This window comes from Leifsonia sp. 10L418 (genome assembly GCF_056395445.1).
This window is the reverse complement of sequence record NZ_JBFTJN010000002.1, coordinates 239,165-258,227: the sequence shown is the minus strand read 5'-3', so window position 1 is coordinate 258,227 and position 19,063 is coordinate 239,165. Positions and strand designations below refer to the sequence as shown.

Genomic DNA, 19,063 nt, shown 5'->3' with positions numbered 1-19,063 from the left:
GTGACCACCACTCGGCCTTACTGGGGAAACGAGGCGATCGTGCTTGCCGTGCCCCGGCCGCCGCACCTCGCGCAGGTCCGTCCGCGACTCACTCTGTCGCCTGACCGCTCGGTTGTCACAGAGATCTGGGCGTCGGCCGGAGCCGGAAAAACCACGTTGCTCTCACTCTGGGCTGATCACCTTCAGGCCGCCGGAGAAACCGTCGCGTGGGTGGGTCTCACCGCTGGCGACGGGCCCCGTCCGGCCTTGGCTGCCCTGGTCGGCGAGGCAGTGCGGCGTGGTGAACTGGGCAGGGCACTCGTCGACCCACCGGACATGGCGCGAAGTGACACCCCGACGGAGATGATCGAGCAAGCGGATGACCGGCCGGTCGACCTCGCCCTCCGCGGCGACGGCCCGCTCACCGTGATCTTCGACGACCTTCACCAGCTGAAGAGCCATACCGACAGCGCGTGGCTGCTCAGCGTCATTCAGCAGAAGCTACCGTCGGTCCGCATCGTGCTCGCCGGTCGCTACCCGCCATCGACACTGGCCCGGCGCGGTCTGATGCCTGACTCCGTCGAGTACCGTTCGCACGACCTCGCGTTCACCAGGGAGGAAGCGCGGGAGTTCCTCACCGTGCACAGCGGAGCGCTCGAGGAGGTCGACCTCGACGCCGCCTGCGCACGCACCGGCGGGTGGGCCGCGGCCCTGGCCCTGTTGGCCGGCTGGATGCGCGGGGCTGAGCCGTCGCAGCGGCTTCCCCGCAATTTCAGCGGCGACCACCGCGCCATCGCCGACTATCTCGTGAGCGAGGTGCTTGACCAGCTCACCCCGGGCGATCGCGAATTTCTGCTGATGACTTCGGTCGTTGACTCGATCACTCTGCCCTTCGCGGTGTTTCTGACCGGGCATGACGACGCCGGTGACATCCTGGACCAACTTGAGATCCACACGTCGCTGATCAGTCGTCGAGACGATGGCGAGAGCATCTACACCTATCACCCCACGCTGCTCAGCTATCTGCGAGCCGAGCTGCGCCGCCGGGACTTCGGCGTTTTCACACGCAGTGTTTCTGCCGCATCCGAGTGGTATTGCCGTCACGGCCGCGCCGATCTGGCGCTCGAACTCGGTCTCCGCTCCGATCACCCCGTCGATTTGCTCGCTGCTCTCGACGACGCCGGCGTGCAGCTGGTGTTCGACGGCCAGGCCGAGCTGGTCGTGCGCGTTCTCGGAGCGCTTGACCGTGCGCGTCTCCACTCGCCGACGACCCATGTTCTGAACGCGCTGGTCTCTGCGCCGTACTTTCCCGACGAGGTGCGGGTCGATCACCATCTCGCTGCCGCGGCCCCCGGTATCGAGGCAGTCCCCGTCGACATCCGGCTCATCGCGGCGACGCTCACCGTGCTGCGCGCCCAGGCCTCGGAGTTGGCCGGGCTGAAAAGTCGTGTGAAGCAGATCGAAGTCGAGGTTTCGCGCGACGACGATTCCTCGGAAGCACGGGGAGGCCTCGCGTCTGACGCTGTGCTGTTTTCTCGCCTCGCCCACGCCGCATTCTTCGAGGCGGAGGGCGACCTTGACGGGGCGCTGGGCGTTCTGCACGACGCCGTCGAAAGCTCCCGGTTCTCGTCGCATCCCTGGCTTCACTTGATTCTGCTCGAGGCCGCCGCCACGGTTGCCTCTCGGCAGGGGCGATGGCCGGAGAGCGACTCGTTGCATGAGGAGATGGCCACGTTGGCCGGTGCGGACGGCCAACCGACGAATCTCGTGGGGGCCCACGTTCAGTTCGCGGTGTCTGCACGCGAATTCGAGCGTCTCGATTCCGGTCAGGTTGAGGCTCAGCTCGATGATCTCATCGCTGCGCTTCCGCTCGACCTCGCGCCCGGTGTGATGATTCCTGCCCGGGCGCTTCGTTTTCTCCATCAGCTCGACACCAGAGAGCATCCGCGCACCACTGTCGACGACCTCGACCGCTTGCTCAAGGCCTATTCCCACTCTCACCCCAGCACACTCGCCCTGTGCTCGTTTCGTTACGTCGCGGCCATGCTCCACCTTCATGACCGGCACCAGGCGAGGCTGGCGGTCGACCTCGTCACGGCCGAATTGGGCGACGCGTCGCTCGAATCCGCGCTCGCCGTGGCGCAGTACAACTCGTCGGCCGGTCGGCAATCGAGGGTCGAGGTGACCCTCGAAGACGCCCTCGATTCCTCGCGCCAGATTTGGAACGGCACGACGCCGGTGCACGGGTGGATTCTCTTGGCCGATTGGGCCGAGCTGTCCGGGCGCTCGACTCGCGCCGACTCCCTCGTGGTGAAGGCCCTGGAATGCGCCGAGCTGATGCAGGCCCGCCGGCCGTTTGTCGCTGAAGAGCAGCGCGGAGTTCGCCTCGTCGAATCCCGCATCGGCAGGCTCGGCTCGCATGACGAATTCGCCCGGTCGATCATCGAGGCGGCGGGGTTCCTCGCCCCGCCCAGTCAGCCGCGGTCACCGGATGCGGCCTACTTCACGCCCAAGGAACGGGAGATTCTGCGTGAACTCCCACGTCACCAAAGCGTGGGCGAGATTGCGGCGAAGCAGCAGCTCAGCCCGAATACGATCAAAACCCATATGCGCTCGATCTATCAGAAGCTCGGGGTGAGCGGCCGAGCGGAGGCCGTCGAACAAGCGGAGGCACACGGCCTGCTCTAGCCCCGAACGCGTGTTGGGCGCGTGCTGGCGCGCCAGCGGAGTTCGGTTCGGCGCGAAACTCGCCCGGATCAGGCGAGGTCGTGAGATGCTCGGCGGCGCACAGTTGCACTGAAGGATCAACCTCAGTCACTGGAGACAGATGTCCACCCGATACGAGATTCGAATCGCATGCGCACTCTCTGAGACCATCCGCGCGGCATTCTCCGAGTTGCGTGCCGTCGAACTGTCCCCGACGAGCACGCTGCTGACCGGCGACATCCGGGACCAATCTGAACTTCACGGAATTCTCGCCCGCATCGCAGACCTCGGCATCGACATCACCGAAGTTCGCACGCAACCGTGAATCTCGACAGTCTGTTCAACTCGGGGTCGATCACTGGAACGCCGTCCTCGCGCTTCTTGTCTTGGTTGCCGCGTTCATCCTCGCCCACTTCGCGAAAAAGGGCGTGAATGCGCTCGCCCGCCGGATGCCCGGCCTGAAGCCCAAGCTCATCGCACTTGCCGCGCGCCTCACGAAATACGCGATCATCATCTTCGCCAGCGGGGTCGCCCTCGCCTTGCTGGGCGCGAACGTGCAGCCGCTGCTTGGCGCTTCACCCGCATCGGGCGATGACCTGGTCTCGGTGGAGGGCGACGCTTGAGTGACCGCTCGTGACCAACCGTGGGCGGTGTGAGGGGGACAAATGTCTGAGACCGAACTTGTCGCCGAGACTGACGTCGTTGCCACTACCGGGGCGGCCTATCTCTACGGCTTTCCGCTGGTCTTCAATCTCGATCAGGTGACCCGATTCGTCGAAGAGGGCATCGGGGCGGCGCCGTCAGCTCCGTTCAATCACTTCAGCCATTCGCGTGCGTTGGCCGGTCCCAGCGACGATTTCGTCTCGGTCAACAACGACACCGTCTACTCGATCGCGCAGATCGACCTCGGCGTGGGGCCGGTTGCGTTTCACGTTCCCGACACCGCCGGACGCTACTACGTCATGCAATTCGTCGATGCCTGGACCGACAACTTCGCCTACGTCGGCCACCGGGCCACCGGCACCGCCGCCGGCGATTTTCTGTTGGTGGCGCCCGGATGGTCGGGCGAGGTACCCGCGAACACGACGCTGATTCGATTCCCCACCCGGGTCGGATCGATCATCGGGCGATGGGCCTGTGACGGAGCGGAAGATCTGCCGGCCGTGCATGCGCTGCAGGATGCGTCCCTTCTCACTCAGCTCGACGGGTCGGCAGTTCCGGAGGGGATTCCGGCTCCCAGCGCGGGTGTTCCCGCCGAGTTGCTCTTTCTCGAAAAGCTGCGCCTGTGGTCGCAGGAGTTTCCGCCGCCGGCACGCGACGTCGCCCTGCAGAACTCCTACGCCGACCTCGGAATAACCACGGCTGGTCCCTCGCCGTACCTCGAGCTGGCCGCAGATCGGGCCGAAGCACTCGCGGCCGGCGTGCAGGCCGGCGAGGACAAGCTCACCGCGGTGCTCCGGTCGGGCACCAGTCCACAGGTGAACGGGTGGATGTTGACCCTGCACCTCTTCGACTACAACCTCGACTATTTCGAGGTAGGTGTGCTGGATGACCCGCAGTTCAAGATCAGCGACCCACAGTTGCGCATCATCGAACGCGCTGCCGCGGCCAAAGCCGGTTTGTGGGGCAACCACGCGTATGAGGCGGCCTACATCATGACCTACGTCGACATCAACGACGAGCAATTGACCGGCAGCCGCAGCTACCAGTTGCGTCTGCCGACGCTGCCGCCGGTCGACGCCTTCTGGTCGCTCACGATGTACTCGCTTCCGAACTTCTACCTGGTCGAGAATCCGATCAACCGGTACTCCGTCGGGGATCGGACTCCGGGGCTGGTCTACGACGCCGACGGGGGGCTCACCCTGACGATCAGCCACGACCGGCCCACCGATGCGACCGCCGCCGCCAACTGGCTTCCGTCGCCATCCGGTGAATTCCGGCCGATCCTGCGCATGTATGAACCCCGCGAAGCAGTGCTCGATCAGAGCTACACTCTTCCGCCGATCACCCGCATTGACTGACATCCACCTGTCCCACAACTCGCCCTTCGTCCCCGCATCCTGAATCGAGGTTCACTAGCCATGACCGAATACACATACGGCCCCGTCGAGATCTTGCTCATCGGTTTCGACGGCGAGCGACCAGGACCCGAGCTGCGCGATGCGCTCGCAGCCGTCGTCGTGGAAGGCACCATCCGCCTGCTCGATTTGCTCGTGGTCAGCGTCGATGAGACGGGCGGGATCAGCTCGGCCGAGCTTGAAGACGATGCTGACGGCTACGGATTGGGCGGCTTCGTGCTCGAGGCGTCGGGTATGGCCGCCGATGAAGACATCCTCGAGATGGCCGCACACCTCGCTCCGGGCACGTCTGCAGCGATGGCCGTGATCGAGCACACCTGGGCCCGGGAGTTGGCGGAGGCACTCGCCGACTCGGGGGGCTCCGTGATTCACACCGATCGGATTCCGGCGCCGGTGGTCAACGCGGCACTCGCCGAGCTTGACGCCGAATCTGCCGACGCCGAACTGACCGAATAACCGCGAGAAGGAGTCACAATGCCACTGATCAGACGTTTTGGACGTCCGGGGTTGCTCGGCCTGGCCGCCGGCACGGCGGTCATCGCCGGCACCGCCACGGCGGTGCGCGGTGGAATGGAACGGCACCAGCAACAGCAGGCCGCTCAGCAGTACGACGCAGCGCAGTATCAGGCGCAGCAGCAGCAGCAGGCCCAGTATGCGGCCGCAGCACCGGCTGCCGCGCCGCCTGCAGCGCCGCCGGTCGACCCGATGATTGCCCAATTGCAGCAGCTCGCCGCCCTGCATGCCCAGGGCGTGCTCTCCGACGCGGAGTTCACGGCGGCCAAGGCCAAGCTGCTCAGCTGAGTCGTGCCGCTCGGGGCTGGACCACGAGAATGGGCGTCACGCGGAGATCCGCGCGACGCCCGTTCTGCTGTTCACCCGCTTGTGCGGGGGATCGAGGATCAGTAGACGAAAAGCTGCCCGAGAACCACGATGGCGATCACGAAGATGGCGACGACCGCGGCCGCGATGGCGAGTCCCTTGGCCGACAGTTTGGCTATTCCGAATCCGACGAGAAAGGGCAGGGCCGCCAGCAGCAGGGTGAGCAGCCACCAGAACGCGGCATAGCCCCCGCGCGAAGCGGTCTCGAGCGGGCCGCCGAACAGGCGCTGTGTGGCGGGATGCGTGGCGAAGGCGAAGGCCGTGGAGAGCGGGAAAGCGATCAGGACCGCGACGATCAGGCCGGCGAATGCACCCCACCAGCCCGATCGGCGTTCCATCTGGCTGCTGGAGGTTGAGGTGCGAGTGGTCATTGTATGGATTCCGTTCTCGTCGGAAGTCAGATGGCCCGTGAGAATTGACAGGCTGTGAACCATGTTTAAGGTGCATCGGCGGCCGGTTGCACACCCGAAACGGGTGAGCTGATCACGCTCGGCGCGTATTCATCCGCATCGGGTGAGAACCGGGAAGGTGGCCCTGCGTACCGTGAAATCGACTCGTTCTTCGGTGAACGAGCACGTAATCGGAGGTGCTGCGAATGTCAGTTGAGTTGATCGACACCCTGGTGGACAGAGTTCAGTACGACGGCGAATTGCCGAGGCGTGAGGATCTCTCTGTCGTTTTCGACGAACTCGACTTTCAACAGGCATGCCAGGCCTATCTGTGGGCACTGCCACTCGTGTCGTATGCACAGTGGAAGACGCAGCACTACGACGTCTTCGGGGCAACGGGGTCTGACCTCGTGCACTATCTGTCCTACCGCGACCGGTTGGGCCTCATCACGGCCAACGCGACGACTCCGTATATTCTCAACTTCTTCGACCTGAGCGAATCGGGCGCACTCGTCATCGACTTGCCTGCCGGACCCACCGCTGGGGGAGTCTCAGACTTCTGGCAGCGAGAAATCGGTGCGCTGGGGGAGATGGGCCCCGACCAGGGCCAGGGCGGAAAATACCTCATCGTTCCCCCCGGGGAAGCAGCCCCCGCCGCCGACGGCTACTACGTCTTGAAGTCGACAGGTGTCAATATCTTCTTCGGGTTCCGCACTCTTGACCCGGATCCGGTTCGCGCCCAGTCGCTCGTCGACGCAGTCAAGATCTACCCGTACTCGCAGCGCCACAATCCACCGGCGACCCGGCTCATCTCGCCGGACGGCAAGACCTGGACCGGCGATCAGCCGGGCGGGATCGAGTACTGGGAGCGCCTGCATGGCATTTATCAGAGCGAAATCGTCGACGAACGCGACAGGTTCTATCTCGCCATGCTGCGCCAGCTGGGCATTGAAAAGGGCAAACCCTTTGAACCCGACGAACGGATGCGCGCACTCCTTGAGCGCGCAAGCGCCACGGGGGAGCTGATGGCCCAGGCCAATGCCTTCGCCAAGCGGTTTCCGGGATCGATCTACTGGCCCGATCGCCACTGGGACCACGTGCTCAACCTGACCAATCCGTCGCAGCGCGGGAAGGGGTACGAAGAACTCTTGGAGCGCACGGCGTGGTTCTACGAGGCGGTCAGCTTCTCGGAAGCAATGAACAGCCGCACGCCCGGCGCCGGCCAGGCCTACCTGGGCGCCTACACGGATTCTGAGGATGACTGGCTCGACGGCGGGCGAAACTACACTCTGACGGTTCCAGCGGATGTCCCCGCGAAACTCTTCTGGTCGGTCACCGTGTACGACATCGCCACTCGCTGCCTCATCGACAACGAGCAGCAGCGGGGTGACCGGGGGTCGCGGGATGCGGACCTCGTGCGAAACGCCGACGGCTCGGTCACCGTGTTCTTCGGGCCGGTACGGCCCGAATCGGGCGAGGCGAACTGGGTGCAGACGATTGCGGGCAAGCACTGGTTCTCGTACTTCCGCTTCTACGGGCCGCTCGAGCCCTACTTCGATCGCAGCTGGAAGCTCGGCGACATCACGCCGCGGTAGCCGGCGCCACTCTGGGCGTGGCGGTCGCCTCCTTGTGCGCACCCGAGAACTGGACGGCGAGCACTAGAAACTGTCGAGGCCCTTGCCGATCATCATCACGCCGATGACGAGCAGCAGAATGCTCATCACCGTCGCATTGTTGTGCACGAGCCAGGTGCGCAGCTTCTCGAGAGGGGCGGCCATCTTGTCGGCCGCCACCAGGTAGGCGATCACCGGGATGGCGACCGTGCAGCCGGCGAGCACCGTGAAGATGAGGATGACGAGGGAGGTCTCGCCGACAGTGAGGTCACCGGCACCGATCGCAACTCCTGCCGCGATGCCCATCAGCAGGTTCTTCGGGTTGACCGCTGAGAGCAGAAAGGCGAGACCGAAGCCCTTGCCGGCCGTCATGCCGTCGATCGCCTGCATCCACTTGGGCAGAGCCGGCTCCTCGTCGCCATGCGGGCGACTGCGCCACTGCTTGACCGCCAGAAGCAACAGAAGCGCCGCCACGATGAGCTGAATGGTGCCCTTGATCGGCTGGGTGGCATCCGCGTTGCTCTCGGGGATCACCGACGACAGCAAGGTGAACAGCGTCACCGTGACAACGATGCCGAGAAGCCAGCCGATCAAGAACCCGACGCTGGTGCCGCGCGCCTTCGGCGAGAGCAGCATCAGAATCGCCGCGATGATCGGGATCGGGCTGATCGCGATTCCGAGGGCGAGTGGGAGTATCGATCCGATGACGGCGAGCATCATTTCTCCTCAAGGTGGCGTTGTGGTTCAGCAAAAGCTGCGATTGCGGCGCGGTTTGTGCCAAAACTCGTGGTGCCCTCGATGAGGTCGAAGTGCGCGAGCCGGTCGCGGAGTTCGGGGCGCATCCGGCTGAAATGAATTTGGATGGATTTCTCTTTCAACCAGTCGCACAACTCGCCGAATCCCTCGGCGCCGGTGACGTCGATGTCGGTGACGGCTTCGAGGTCGAAAACCAGATGCTTGACGTTCTCGGCGCCGGCTTTCCGCACGGCCTTCTTCGCGGCATCCTCAAGCACGCCGACATTCGCGAAGAAGATCGGTGCGGCAAATCGCAGCACAATCACCCCGGGGGCGGTCATCGTCACCGTCGGTTCGAGGGCGAGCAACGAGCTGTCGGGTGAGTCGTTGGCGCTCAAGATGTCGACGGCCGGGTTCGCGGCACGGCGAGCGAGGTTGATCAGCGAGAGCACGAACGCGATCACGATTCCGGCGATCGGCCCGAGCAGGAGGGCACCGAGAAAACAGGAGGCACCGACGATGAACTCGAATCGGTCGAGTTTCCAGAGCGAGCGGAATTCGGGGATTCCGAGCAGCGGGAAGACGGCGACGGCAACGATCGCGCCGATCGCCGGCGAGGGGATGTCCTCGAGCAGCGACGTGCCGAAGAGCATCAGCAGCAGCGTGCCGACACCGACGATGACCGACGGGAGCTGGGTGCGTGACCCGGCCTGGTCCATGGCGGCGGTGCGGGAGGTCGACGATCCGATCGCAAAACCGCCCGATGCGCCAGCCGCGACGTTGGAGAGCCCGAAGGCCAACAGGTCGCGATTCGGACTCGTGGGGTAGCCCCGCTTCTCACCGTAGCTGCGCGAAACGAGCAGGCCCTCACCCATCGTCACCAGGGTGAGAGCAATCGCGGACGGGATCAATTGCAGCCACGCCGTCCAGCTGATCACCGGCCAGGTCAGGGTGGGCGGCCCGGCGTCGACATGGCCGAGCACCGCAACGCCGTAGTCCTCGAGGTTCGCGAGCACCACGAGTAGCGTTGCGGCGACGAGCACGACCAGCGCCCAGGGCACGGCCCGTGCGAGCCTTCGGCCGACGACGAGCACGAGGACGGAACCAACCGAAATGGCCACGGATGCCGCGTTGACGGTTCCGAGCCCGGCCACAAGCCCGCTGACCTTGTCGACGAATTCGCCGCCGCTGTCGATCTTCACGCCGAGCATTTTGGCGACCTGGCTGACCAGGATGTCGAGGGCCAGGCCGCCGACGAAGCCGATCAGAATCGGCTTGGACAGAAAGTTGGCCAGAAACCCGAGCTTGAACACCGCGGCGAGCACGAACATCACGCCGCTGATGATCGCCTGCGCCAGCGCCAGGGTGATGTAGGACGCAGTTCCCGCGACCGCCAGTCCGCCGAGCGACGACGCGACGAGGGCCGCGGCCGCGGCATCCGGTGACGCGACGAGCTGACGGGACGACACGACGAGGGCGTAGATGATGGCCGGGACAATGAGTGCGTAGAGACCGGCGGTGGCCGGGAGACCGGCGATCTGTGCGTAACCGATGTTCAGGGGAACGGCGATGGCAAGCAACGTCACCCCGGCCAGCGCCTCGGTTCCGAGGTTGTGTGGCGTCAGCCCAGCCAGAGGTCTCCAGCGCATCAGGCGTCCTTCGGATCGTCGATGACGACGGCGGGGATGGCCAGCAGAAGCGTCGTCTTCAGCGGCGGTGCAGCATGTGCCGTTTCTCCGGCCGGCCCGCTCGCTGCCTGACGTGTTTCGCTCATGGTGTGACTCATTCCCTCCCGGCGACCAGGTTCGCGTGCGCAGATGCCCGCGGCCTCACCCAGGCCGGGTGAAAGGACGTCAGGGGGCCTGCCTCTCACCCGGGGCGGGTGAGGCAACGGCCGATCCGAGCAGAGAAAGTGGCTGTGGTGGGAGTCGCTGTCGCACGCTGCGCTGCGCGCCCGGCAGACGAAAGGACAGTGGGATGAATCAGCTCGACTCGTGGCGGGACGGCCGCACCCGGCAGCAGATCATCGATTTCGTCGAGCGAGTCACCGGCGACGGCCCCGACGCGGTCGCCCTGCCGGAACGGGTGGCGGTGTTCGACAACGACGGAACGCTGTGGACCGAAAAGCCGATGCCCACCCAGCTGCACTACATCGTCAAGCAGTGGGTCGCCGCCGCCGCAGCCGACCCAACCCTTGCGACTCAACAGCCGTACCTGTCTGCGGTGACGGGTGACTTCGCCTGGCTCGGGGCCGCCCTGAACAAGCATTACGCCGGCGATGACACCGACGTGAAGCTGATGATCGGGGCCATCTTGCGCTCGTCGGCGAATCTGAGCGTCGACGACTATGCGGGATCCGTTGCCGAGTTCTACCGCACAGCGGAGCATCTCACTCGGGGCGGCTCCTACCGGCACGCGGTCTATCAGCCGATGCGCGAGTTGCTGGAGTACCTGGAGATGAATGGTTTCAGCTGCTACATCGTGTCGGGGGGTGACCGCGATTTCATGAGGCCGATCAGCGCCGACTACTACGGGATTCCTCCGGAGCGCGTGGTCGGTTCGGCGCTCGGGCTCAACTACGACGAGAACACCGCAGAGATTCGCTATCAGGCCACTTTTGCGTTCATGGACGACGGCCCGGAGAAGCCGGTCCGCATCTGGAGCCGCATCGGGCGCCGACCGATTCTCGCGGTCGGAAATTCGAACGGTGACATTCCGATGTTGCGATACACCCAGGGCAGCGCCCACTCGTTGAGCCTGCTGGTGCACCACGACGACGACACCGGGAGAGGCGACGCACCCTACGACGCCGGGGCGGAGACCGCGCTCGCCGCGGCATCCGCTGACGGCTTCGTCGTGGTGAGCGTCAAGAACGACTGGTCGACGGTCTTCGTCGAGGCGCACGCAACGGCCGGGACGACCTCGTCGGACGGCTCTTCATGACGCAGCCGACCGCGGAAACCGCGAAACCGCCCAGCGTCAGGGGGCGGCGACGGTGGCTTCTGCCCACCCTGGCCGGCTACAAACCCGCCTGGATCGGGAACGATGCGCTCGCCGGGCTGAGCGCGGGCGCCGTCGTGATTCCGCAGGCAATGGCGTACTCCACGATCGCGAGCCTTCCGGTGCAGGTCGGTCTCTACACCTGCATGGTGCCGATGCTGGTCTACGCACTGATCGGCGGATCGGCGGCAATGAGCGTATCGACGACGTCGACCATTGCCACACTCACTGCGACGACCTTGGTGACGGTCGGGGTGGCGGCCGGGTCGCAGGATGCCTTGAACGACCTGGTCACCCTGACCGTCATCGTCGGTGTCATCCTGCTCGCCGCGCGCGTGTTGAAGCTCGGCTCCCTCGTCGAAAACATCTCCGAGGCGACACTGACCGGAGTCAAGATCGGGGTCGGCGCGACCGTCGCGGTCGGCCAGCTCCCGAAACTCCTCGGCGTCGAGACGAACTTCAGCGGGCATGGCTTCATCAGGTCGGTCGTCGCGACGATCGAGGCGATTCCCGAAGCGAACCTCGCCACGATTCTGCTGAGTGCCTCGTCCATCCTCGCCCTGCTGCTCATCTCACGCTTTGCGCCTCGACTGCCGGGCCCCTTGATCGTCGTCGTCGCCGGAATCCTGCTCGCCGCGTTCACCGGCATCGTCAGCTTCGGCGTCGGACTGATTCCGCCGGTGCCGAGCGGGTTGCCGACACCGGTGTTTCCGACATTCCAGGATGCCGGCGCCATGCTTCCGGGGGCGCTGGCCATCGCGGTGATGGCCTTCCTGGAGTCCGCGTCTGTCGCGCGGGGCATCCGCCAAGCGGGTGACCCGCAGGTCGACAGCAACCGGGAGCTTCTGGCGACCGGCGCCGCCAACCTCGTGGGCGCGTTGATGCAGAGCATGCCGGCGGCGGGCGGATTCTCGCAGAGCGCGGTGAATCAGAAGGCCGGAGCCCGGTCGCAGCTGGCGACGCTGGTCACCGTCGTGCTTGCCCTCGCCGTTGCGCTCTTTCTCGGACCGGTGCTCAGGCTCTTGCCGCAGGCGACACTGGCCTCGATCGTTTTCGTCGCGGTGGTCGGACTGATCGATGTGAAGGGGCTGATTCGACTGCGTCGACTCAGTCCGGTCGAATTCTGGATCGCCACCGTCACTGCGGCCATCGGCCTGACCGTTGGCTTGCTCCCCGCGGTCGCCGCCGGCGTGGTGTTCACCCTGGTGATGGTGCTGCACGAGCTCAATCGACCCCGAGTGGATGTCATCGTCTCGGAGCCGTCGGTGCTCGTGCTGCAACTCGTCTCGCCGCTGTACACGGCGAATGTGCTCTCGACCATTCGACTGATTCAAGACGATATCGAAGCGGCGGGCCGACCGGCGAAGGTGATCCTCGATGTGTCGGTGCTGCGCATCCTGACCGTCATGGTCATCGACTCGTTCACCGACCTCGACCACGAGATGGCCGGGCTCGGGGTGGAGCTTCATTTCGTCGCGCTGCCGGCCGACTCGCTCGAGCGCGCCCGGAAGACTGCCTGGTGGCAGGGCGTGCGGGCGACCCATCGGGCGCATGCGAGCCTCGAGGAGGCTCTGGCGGCCTGATGGTGGTCGGCGAACCCCGGACTAGAGCCCGTTGAGTTCGTCGTACCTGTCCCTGGCATCGAGAATCGTGGCGGCGTTGCTCTCCGCCCAGGTTTTGATGGCTTCGAGCGGTTCAAGCAGAGTTCGCGCGAGCGGGGTGAGGGCATATTCGACCCGCGGTGGCACTTCGGCGTAGATGCGCCGCGTGAGGAGTCCGTCTCGTTCCAGGGTGCGCAGCGTCTGTGTCAGCACCTTGGGGGTGATTCCCTGAACGGTGGTGCGGATGGCGGAGAAACGCTGAGGACCGTTCTTGAGCGCCTGAAAGACGAGATTCGTCCACTTATCGCCGATGCGTTGCAGCACGACGCGAGACGGGCAGTCGGCGGTGAGCACGTCGAAGGGGCGCTCAATAGTATCCATAAGGTAACAGTATTACTTTGAGGTACTAAGTATCAAGCAGATACTCTTCTGGAATTGCCGCATATGTCGGCTGGTTCAGGGAGAAAGGGCCCGCAATGAAGATCGCAGTCTATGGAGCATCCGGCATGGTCGGAACTGAAATCACCGCTGAGGCACTGCGCCGTGGCCATGACGTCACCGCCGTCACGCGCAGCGGAGCAGACGTGGCCGGAGCGACAGCTCGGGCCGCAGAGCTCTCCGACTTGGCCTCGTTCACAGATCTCGCCGGTCACGACGTCATCGTGCTCGCCGTAGCCCCCGACCGCACGGGTCAGTCGCACGAACCGTTCCTCGAGGCGCACCGCGCCATCGCTGCCTCGGGCGTTCCTGCCCGTGTCTTCATCGTCGGCGGCGCCGGCGCCACCGAAATTGACGGAGTTCAGCTGAAGGATCTGCCGGGATTCCCCACCGCGTACAAGGCAGAGGCCACCACCATGGGCGCCATCCTCGACGACTACCGGTCGTCGACTGACTTGGACTGGACGATGCTGTCGCCGGCCCCGGTGATTGCACCGGGTGAGCGCACCGGCTCGTACGTGCTCGGCGTTGACTCTCCGGCCGGTGACGCCGTATCGACACAGGACTACGCCGTCGCCGTGCTCGACGAGCTCGAGACCCCGCGCCACCCGAAGCGCCGGTTCACCGTCGCGAACTAGCGGGCGGCACGCACGAGCGGGGTTGCGACTCAGCGCACGTCGCGGCTGAGGCGCAGCCCGAACGGGTGCGGGCCCAAGAAATACCAGACGAGTGCCCCGATGAAGGGGGCGACGATCACCGCGATCACCCAGACGACTTTTTCGACATCGATCAGGTCGCTCGCGCGCACGATCTGCATCAAGGCATAGACGATTGCACCGAGATAGGCGGCGGAGACGACCGTCGTGAGAAGAAAAACGAACACTGCTGCGACATCCATCGAGGGCCTCCTGGGGTACTTCAGGTTAGGGGCGCGTGTGTTCGGCGTCAATCATGCGCGAGGCGATCGCGTGTGCCGAGGCGCGCAGGCGCAGCGCCGGTCAGTACCGCAGCAACCCGTTCTCATAGGCATAGATGACGATCTGTACCCGGCTCTGCAACGACAGCTTGCTCAGGATGGCGCGAACATGCGTTTTCACCGTGGTCTCGCTGACGAACGCCGCCGTGGCCGTCTCGGCATTGCTCAGCCCGCGCGCGGTCAGCAAGAAGATCTCCCGTTCGCGGGGGGTGAGCACGTCGAGGGCGAGCTCGAGCGGTCGGCCCGAGCTGTTCGGCGTGGCCCCGAACTCGCGCACCAGGTCGAATGTGGCTTTCGGGGCCAGCACCGCGGTGCCCGAGTTCACGGTTCGGATCGCGGCGAGAATGAACTCGGGGGTGGCATCCTTCGTGATGAACCCGCTCGCTCCGGTGCGGATGGCCCGGTAGACGGCCTCATCGCGCTGGAAGGTGGTCAGGATGATCACGCGCGGAAGAGGCTCTGAGGCCGCTGTCTCTCCGGCCGGCCGACGTTCATTCGCCGCGACGATGCGCGCGGTCGCCTCGATGCCGTCGAGCACCGGCATTCGGATGTCCATCAGCACGATGTCGGGGACGGTGCGCTCGACAACCTCCACTCCACTCTGGCCGTCGGCAGCCGTGCCGACCACCTCGAGATCGGCCTGCGACTCGAGCAGCATCTGCATGCCGGAGACGAACAACGGCTGATCATCGACGATCACCACGCGGATTCGAGGTGCCGCGATGCTCACGCGGTCAACTCCGCCAGGGGGCTGCGTGGTTCAATCGCGTCCGCGCCGGTCGGCAAGAAGACGGTGACTAGGAATTCGGCGTCTGGGCCGTCGGATGCGCCGGCCGTCAACCAGCCGCCGGCCAGACGAGCCCGATCCTTCATCCCGCGGATGCCATGGCCCGTGCCTGTCGGCGCCGGGACCCCGGGGAGATTGTCGACGGGGCGCCGCTCGGAGTCGCAGCGAGAACTGACGGTCAGCGCGAGGCCGGGCCCGCGCCAATCGAATGAGATGCGGGTCGGTGCGGCCCGGCCCGCATGCCGGAGGGCGTTGGTCAGGCACTCCTGCACGATGCGGAACAGCGCGAGTTGCTGCGCGGGCGTCATCGACTTGGCCGGCCCGAAATTCTGAACCTCAACATCCAGTCCGGCAGCCTCGACCCGCGCGATCAGAGCCTCGAGGTCGGACAGCGTGGGCTGAGGCTCATCGCCGGATTCTTCACGCAACCCCTCGATGAACGTGCGCACGTCGATCAGAGACGACCGAGCAGCATCTGAAATCGCCTCAAGGGCGGCCCGAGTGGCGTCTGGCTTCGCTGCGCTGATGAAGCGGGCGCCGTCGGCCTGGGCGATCACCACCGACAGTGAGTGCGCGAGGACATCGTGCACTTCGCGCGCAATTCTGTCGCGTTCCTTTACAAGCGTCAGCTCGTTTTCGGCCCGGCCGAGCTCTGCCGAGGTCTGGTTGAGCAGTGCGTTGCTGCGTTGCTGCACGATGTATACCCGCAACGCGACGCCGGCTGCCCAGGCCCCGGCATACAGCCCGAAGGCGACGAGCGCAGCGACGACAAAGGCTTCATCGACCCCGCTCGTGTCCCGTCCTTGGCCGGTCCAGGAGGTCCAGCCCGACGGGCTCACCCAGCTCGGGATCACCATCAGGAAGGCGATGATCGCGGCAATCGGAATCCCCAGCGCCAGCGCCACCCAGGGGAGTCGGCCGCTGCCGTGCCGGGCGACGAGGAAGATCACGATCATGATGCCGAAATAGGCCGGCCAGGTCGTGGACTCCGGCGGTTGCATCACTGTGGCGAGTTGCAGGAGAAGCAGTAGACCGATGATGCACAGGGAGGCGAGCGGTCGAATGCGACCGAGGGCGATGGCGATCGCAATGACGATCATCATCGAGAGGCCAAGCGGGTCCGAGATGCGACCGAGTTCGGCGACCGTCCACAGCGTGAGGTAGACGACCGCGATCGCGGGTTCGAGCAGGGCTCGCGCTGCGGTCGGGGTGGAGGACATGGCCCCACGATATGGGCTGAGCGCGGTCGGCGTGGGCCGGTGCGCCGAAAATCCTCCGAACTGATGACGAGGGGGATCGACGCGACTAGAGGCCGCCGGCAACTCGAATCACGGTTCCGGTCGCATAGCCGGCGTCGTCGGAGAGCAGCCAGGCCACCGCGCCCGCGATCTCCTCCGGCTGCCCGGCCCGGCCGAGCGGCACCGTTTTGGCGACCTGGGCCGGCCGCTCAGGGTCGAGGTGAAAATCGGTCCAGATGGTGCCAGGTGCCACCGCATTCACTCGGATGCCGAGGGTAGCCACCTCCTTCGCCAGGCCGACAGTGAGCGCGTCGACCCCTGCCTTGGCGGCCGCATAGTGAACGTAGGATCCGGGGGATCCGAGCGTCGCCGCGGCAGAGGAGAGGTTGACGATGGCCCCGCCGCCCGTGGGCGTCATGGCCCGGATCGCATATTTCGCGCACGCGAGCACGCCAAACAAGTCCACGTCGAGATCCCGTCGGATCGCCGCCAGGTCGTTGTCGGCCAGCGTGCCGACGACGCTCACCACGCCGGCGTTGTTCACCAGGCCGGTGACGACACCAAGCTCGGCGGCCCGCTCGAACAGAGCGATGACCGACTCCTCATCCGTCGTGTCAACCGCCACGGTCAGCGCCCGGCCACCTGCGGCCCGGATATCGTCGGCCACGCTGTCGGCAGCGGCCGCGTCGTGCCGGTATCCGACCACCAGGTCGTGCCCGTCGGCGGCCAGCCGGCGGCAGATTGCGGCACCAATTCCCCGGCTGCCACCGGTGACGACAGTGAGTTTGCGCGGCGGCGTGGTGCCCGTGGCAGAGATCGTGGCAGAAGTTGCGGCGGCGATCGGGCTCGCCGTCATCGCTTCACCGCCTGCAGGGTGTAGCTGAGCGGCATCCGCCCCTGCTCGCGGTCGAGACGCCATTCGCCAGTGCCATCGGAGGTCATCTGACCCGGCAGCGCCTCCCACGGCACGCTCTGGTGCTCCACCAACCCGGTGATCTCCATCCCGTGGCGCAGAAGGGCCGTCACGATCTCTCCCATTCCGTGATTCCACTCGTTGGTCGTCGTCGCGGTGAGGCGCTGATCCGTTTCGACGTAGGTGTCATCATCGTCCCAGACGAGGGGTTCCTCCTGCTCGAAGTACGGGTAGACGATGCGCAGGCTGTCACTGAACTCTTCACCAATCGACCAGAGCACCGGATGTCCCTCGCGGATGAACAAACGCCCGCCCGGTTTCAAGAGACCAGCCACCGCCGCGGCCCACCGATCGATGCTCGGCAGCCAGCACAATGCTCCGACACCGGTGTAGACCAGGTCGAAGGAACTCGCGGGGAGCACGTCGAGCGCGCGATAGACGTCGGCCTCGACGAAGTCGACGTCGTCGCCGGTGCGATCGGCGAGCCGGCGCGCCTCGGTCAACGCCGTCGGTGAGAAATCGAGGCCCGTCATCTGGGCACCGAGCCGCGCGAGTGACACCGTGTCGGTGCCGATATGGCATTGCAGGTGCACGCCGCGCAGGCCCCGGATGTCGCCGAGGAGCGGCAGGTCGAACCGCACCACACCGGAGAGATGCGCCGGGTCTGACTCGAAAGTTGACACCGCGTAGTCGGCAGATGCGGCATGCAGAAGGGCGCGGTTGTCCCAGTTGGCCTTGTTGACGGTGAGGTAATCGCTCATGGCGTGTTCGACATCCTGATCTGCCCGATTGTCGAGCCTTGCAGGCTATCAATCGAGCAGGCTCAGGGCCAGCGCGGCGCGGAATCTGGTCTGATTCCGCGCGCGACTGATTCAGCGCGCGTCAGACGGTGGCGTTCCGGCGAAGGTGGCCGGAAAGTTGTCGAGCCAGGCCCAGTGCTGCGTGGGCCAGCTGACGACAAAGGCGCGCCCGACGACATCGTCGCGGGCAACGAAGCCGGTGGCCGGGTCGTCAGTCCTCAGGTAGTGGTAGGCCGAGTCCGCCGAGTTGAATCGGTTGTCCCCCATCACCCAGAGACTCCCGGCGGGGACCGTCACGCTGAAAGCTGCCTTCGCCGACAGGGAGTTCTCGCTCGGCACCTGGATGTACGGTTCGTCGAGGGAGATGCCGTTGACGCTCAACTGCCCGGATGCCGTGCAGCAGACGACAGTGTCACCCGGAAGCCCAATGACGCGTTTGATGAGGTGGTTCTCGCTGTCGGATGCGCTCAGTCCGACAAAGGCCAGCGCGCCGTCGAGCATCCCGGTCAACCCGGTGGCAGCGGGCGGCGGGGCGTCCAACCATCCGCCTGGATCCCGAAAAACGACAACGTCGCCGTGCTCGATCGGGATCACGGCGGGCACGAGCTCGTTGACGAGGATGCGGTCCTGGACTCGCAGGGTTCCCTCCATCGATTCCGATGGGATGAAAAACGCCCGAACCAGAAATGCCTTCACGAGCGCGGAAACGAGAATTGCCACGATCACGATCACGAGGAGATCGCGCACGAACTTCAACGTGCTGGAGCTGGAGCCCGGTCGGCCCGGCCTGACGGTCGGAGGCGACGTCTCGTCGAACGTCATGGCCTGATCCTACGAGTTGGCGGACAGGAGAGCACCGATTTCGCCGGAACTGGTCGCGGGGGAGGTGCACGCCTAGCCAATGGCATCCGTTCGGCATACTCTCCGACCA

Annotated in this window: 21 protein-coding genes; 10 read left to right on the top strand and 11 right to left on the bottom strand. The window is 65.4% G+C overall.

The annotated features are described in order from the left end of the window. The 6 genes from AC1DCF_RS04675 to AC1DCF_RS04650 all read left to right on the top strand — a co-directional run bounded on the left by AC1DCF_RS04675 (position 1) and on the right by AC1DCF_RS04650 (position 5,564). On the top strand, positions 1 to 2,667 hold the full coding sequence (locus AC1DCF_RS04675) for a winged helix-turn-helix domain-containing protein (RefSeq protein ID WP_477210032.1): 2,667 nt from the start codon (positions 1 to 3) through the stop codon (positions 2,665 to 2,667). A gap of 139 nt (positions 2,668 to 2,806) precedes the next feature. Next, on the top strand, positions 2,807 to 3,010 hold the full coding sequence (locus tag AC1DCF_RS04670; RefSeq protein ID WP_441790638.1) for a hypothetical protein: 204 nt from the start codon (positions 2,807 to 2,809) through the stop codon (positions 3,008 to 3,010). A gap of 61 nt (positions 3,011 to 3,071) precedes the next feature. Then, on the top strand, positions 3,072 to 3,308 hold the full coding sequence (locus AC1DCF_RS04665) for a hypothetical protein (protein ID WP_477210031.1): 237 nt from the start codon (positions 3,072 to 3,074) through the stop codon (positions 3,306 to 3,308). A gap of 42 nt (positions 3,309 to 3,350) precedes the next feature. Next, positions 3,351 to 4,706, top strand: coding sequence for a DUF1254 domain-containing protein (locus AC1DCF_RS04660; RefSeq protein ID WP_477210030.1), 1,356 nt, complete (start codon positions 3,351 to 3,353; stop codon positions 4,704 to 4,706). Positions 4,707 to 4,766: 60 nt separating this feature from the next. Then, positions 4,767 to 5,219 (top strand): DUF6325 family protein, encoded by a 453-nt coding sequence (locus AC1DCF_RS04655; protein ID WP_477210029.1) that lies wholly within the window; start codon positions 4,767 to 4,769, stop codon positions 5,217 to 5,219. 18 nt (positions 5,220 to 5,237) lie between these two features. Next, positions 5,238 to 5,564 carry an SHOCT domain-containing protein gene (locus tag AC1DCF_RS04650; RefSeq protein WP_477210028.1) on the top strand — a complete coding sequence of 109 codons (327 nt, stop codon included), beginning with the start codon at positions 5,238 to 5,240 and terminating at the stop codon, positions 5,562 to 5,564. A 98-nt stretch (positions 5,565 to 5,662) separates the two neighbouring features. Here AC1DCF_RS04650 and AC1DCF_RS04645 read toward each other — a convergent pair whose 3' ends face one another. Further along, on the bottom strand, positions 5,663 to 6,013 hold the full coding sequence (locus AC1DCF_RS04645) for a hypothetical protein (protein ID WP_477210027.1): 351 nt from the start codon (positions 6,011 to 6,013) through the stop codon (positions 5,663 to 5,665). A 224-nt stretch (positions 6,014 to 6,237) separates the two neighbouring features. On the opposite strand from AC1DCF_RS04645, the gene AC1DCF_RS04640 reads away from it, so the two are divergent. Continuing rightward, a complete protein-coding gene (locus tag AC1DCF_RS04640) occupies positions 6,238 to 7,626 on the top strand; it encodes a DUF1254 domain-containing protein (RefSeq protein ID WP_477210026.1) in 1,389 nt (462 codons plus the stop codon). A gap of 63 nt (positions 7,627 to 7,689) precedes the next feature. On the opposite strand, the gene AC1DCF_RS04635 is transcribed toward AC1DCF_RS04640, so the two are convergent. The 3 genes from AC1DCF_RS04635 to AC1DCF_RS04625 are packed head-to-tail and all read right to left on the bottom strand — an operon-like array spanning position 7,690 to position 10,153. Beyond that, positions 7,690 to 8,364: a GAP family protein gene (locus AC1DCF_RS04635; protein WP_477210025.1), complete on the bottom strand. Its 675-nt coding sequence runs from the start codon at positions 8,362 to 8,364 to the stop codon at positions 7,690 to 7,692. Next, on the bottom strand, positions 8,361 to 10,028 hold the full coding sequence (locus AC1DCF_RS04630) for a SulP family inorganic anion transporter (protein ID WP_477210024.1): 1,668 nt from the start codon (positions 10,026 to 10,028) through the stop codon (positions 8,361 to 8,363). The genes AC1DCF_RS04635 and AC1DCF_RS04630 overlap by 4 nt, the downstream gene beginning before the upstream one ends. Continuing rightward, a complete protein-coding gene (locus tag AC1DCF_RS04625; RefSeq protein ID WP_477210023.1) occupies positions 10,028 to 10,153 on the bottom strand; it encodes a hypothetical protein in 126 nt (41 codons plus the stop codon). Before AC1DCF_RS04625 ends, AC1DCF_RS04630 begins: the two co-directional genes overlap by 1 nt. Positions 10,154 to 10,356: 203 nt before the next feature. Between AC1DCF_RS04625 and AC1DCF_RS04620 the strand changes: the two genes are divergently transcribed. Beyond that, a complete protein-coding gene (locus tag AC1DCF_RS04620; protein WP_477210022.1) occupies positions 10,357 to 11,322 on the top strand; it encodes an HAD family hydrolase in 966 nt (321 codons plus the stop codon). Continuing rightward, on the top strand, positions 11,319 to 12,962 hold the full coding sequence (locus tag AC1DCF_RS04615) for a SulP family inorganic anion transporter (RefSeq protein ID WP_477210021.1): 1,644 nt from the start codon (positions 11,319 to 11,321) through the stop codon (positions 12,960 to 12,962). The genes AC1DCF_RS04620 and AC1DCF_RS04615 overlap by 4 nt, the downstream gene beginning before the upstream one ends. A gap of 21 nt (positions 12,963 to 12,983) precedes the next feature. Here the strand turns inward: AC1DCF_RS04615 and AC1DCF_RS04610 are convergent, their stop codons facing one another. Continuing rightward, positions 12,984 to 13,361, bottom strand: coding sequence for a winged helix-turn-helix transcriptional regulator (locus AC1DCF_RS04610; RefSeq protein WP_477210020.1), 378 nt, complete (start codon positions 13,359 to 13,361; stop codon positions 12,984 to 12,986). Positions 13,362 to 13,456: 95 nt separating this feature from the next. On the opposite strand from AC1DCF_RS04610, the gene AC1DCF_RS04605 reads away from it, so the two are divergent. Then, positions 13,457 to 14,056, top strand: a complete 600-nt coding sequence (locus AC1DCF_RS04605; RefSeq protein ID WP_477210019.1) for an NAD(P)-dependent oxidoreductase — start codon at positions 13,457 to 13,459, stop codon at positions 14,054 to 14,056. Between the two features lie 29 nt (positions 14,057 to 14,085). Here the strand turns inward: AC1DCF_RS04605 and AC1DCF_RS04600 are convergent, their stop codons facing one another. The 6 genes from AC1DCF_RS04600 to lepB all read right to left on the bottom strand — a co-directional run bounded on the left by AC1DCF_RS04600 (position 14,086) and on the right by lepB (position 18,954). Then, the gene (locus AC1DCF_RS04600; protein ID WP_477210018.1) at positions 14,086 to 14,316 is read right to left on the bottom strand and encodes a PLDc N-terminal domain-containing protein; all 231 of its coding nucleotides are present in this window, start codon (positions 14,314 to 14,316) and stop codon (positions 14,086 to 14,088) included. A 100-nt stretch (positions 14,317 to 14,416) separates the two neighbouring features. Beyond that, entirely contained in the window at positions 14,417 to 15,118 is a 702-nt protein-coding gene (locus AC1DCF_RS04595) for a response regulator (RefSeq protein ID WP_477210538.1), read from the bottom strand. A 2-nt stretch (positions 15,119 to 15,120) separates the two neighbouring features. Further along, a complete protein-coding gene (locus AC1DCF_RS04590) occupies positions 15,121 to 16,401 on the bottom strand; it encodes a sensor histidine kinase (protein WP_477210017.1) in 1,281 nt (426 codons plus the stop codon). Between the two features lie 85 nt (positions 16,402 to 16,486). After that, positions 16,487 to 17,275, bottom strand: a complete 789-nt coding sequence (locus tag AC1DCF_RS04585) for an SDR family NAD(P)-dependent oxidoreductase (protein WP_477210016.1) — start codon at positions 17,273 to 17,275, stop codon at positions 16,487 to 16,489. After that, on the bottom strand, positions 17,272 to 18,093 hold the full coding sequence (locus tag AC1DCF_RS04580) for a class I SAM-dependent methyltransferase (RefSeq protein WP_477210015.1): 822 nt from the start codon (positions 18,091 to 18,093) through the stop codon (positions 17,272 to 17,274). Before AC1DCF_RS04580 ends, AC1DCF_RS04585 begins: the two co-directional genes overlap by 4 nt. 111 nt (positions 18,094 to 18,204) lie before the next feature. Beyond that, a complete protein-coding gene (gene lepB / locus AC1DCF_RS04575; RefSeq protein WP_477210014.1) occupies positions 18,205 to 18,954 on the bottom strand; it encodes a signal peptidase I in 750 nt (249 codons plus the stop codon). Positions 18,955 to 19,063 lie beyond the last annotated feature (109 nt).

Bases quoted from the DNA above. Each gene is read 5' to 3' on its own strand.
- AC1DCF_RS04630 (WP_477210024.1), bottom strand. From the start codon at position 10,028: ATGCGCTGGAGACCTCTGGCTGGGCTGACGCCACACAACCTCGGAACC.
- AC1DCF_RS04600 (WP_477210018.1), bottom strand. From the start codon at position 14,316: ATGGATGTCGCAGCAGTGTTCGTTTTTCTTCTCACGACGGTCGTCTCC.
- AC1DCF_RS04585 (WP_477210016.1), bottom strand. From the start codon at position 17,275: ATGACGGCGAGCCCGATCGCCGCCGCAACTTCTGCCACGATCTCTGCC.
- AC1DCF_RS04615 (WP_477210021.1), top strand. From the start codon at position 11,319: ATGACGCAGCCGACCGCGGAAACCGCGAAACCGCCCAGCGTCAGGGGG.
- AC1DCF_RS04605 (WP_477210019.1), top strand. From the start codon at position 13,457: ATGAAGATCGCAGTCTATGGAGCATCCGGCATGGTCGGAACTGAAATC.
- AC1DCF_RS04590 (WP_477210017.1), bottom strand. From the start codon at position 16,401: ATGTCCTCCACCCCGACCGCAGCGCGAGCCCTGCTCGAACCCGCGATC.
- AC1DCF_RS04610 (WP_477210020.1), bottom strand. From the start codon at position 13,361: ATGGATACTATTGAGCGCCCCTTCGACGTGCTCACCGCCGACTGCCCG.
- AC1DCF_RS04580 (WP_477210015.1), bottom strand. From the start codon at position 18,093: ATGAGCGATTACCTCACCGTCAACAAGGCCAACTGGGACAACCGCGCC.
- lepB (WP_477210014.1), bottom strand. From the start codon at position 18,954: ATGACGTTCGACGAGACGTCGCCTCCGACCGTCAGGCCGGGCCGACCG.
- AC1DCF_RS04655 (WP_477210029.1), top strand. From the start codon at position 4,767: ATGACCGAATACACATACGGCCCCGTCGAGATCTTGCTCATCGGTTTC.
- AC1DCF_RS04640 (WP_477210026.1), top strand. From the start codon at position 6,238: ATGTCAGTTGAGTTGATCGACACCCTGGTGGACAGAGTTCAGTACGAC.
- AC1DCF_RS04645 (WP_477210027.1), bottom strand. From the start codon at position 6,013: ATGACCACTCGCACCTCAACCTCCAGCAGCCAGATGGAACGCCGATCG.
- AC1DCF_RS04620 (WP_477210022.1), top strand. From the start codon at position 10,357: ATGAATCAGCTCGACTCGTGGCGGGACGGCCGCACCCGGCAGCAGATC.
- AC1DCF_RS04660 (WP_477210030.1), top strand. From the start codon at position 3,351: ATGTCTGAGACCGAACTTGTCGCCGAGACTGACGTCGTTGCCACTACC.
- AC1DCF_RS04635 (WP_477210025.1), bottom strand. From the start codon at position 8,364: ATGATGCTCGCCGTCATCGGATCGATACTCCCACTCGCCCTCGGAATC.
- AC1DCF_RS04650 (WP_477210028.1), top strand. From the start codon at position 5,238: ATGCCACTGATCAGACGTTTTGGACGTCCGGGGTTGCTCGGCCTGGCC.
- AC1DCF_RS04625 (WP_477210023.1), bottom strand. From the start codon at position 10,153: ATGAGCGAAACACGTCAGGCAGCGAGCGGGCCGGCCGGAGAAACGGCA.
- AC1DCF_RS04670 (WP_441790638.1), top strand. From the start codon at position 2,807: ATGTCCACCCGATACGAGATTCGAATCGCATGCGCACTCTCTGAGACC.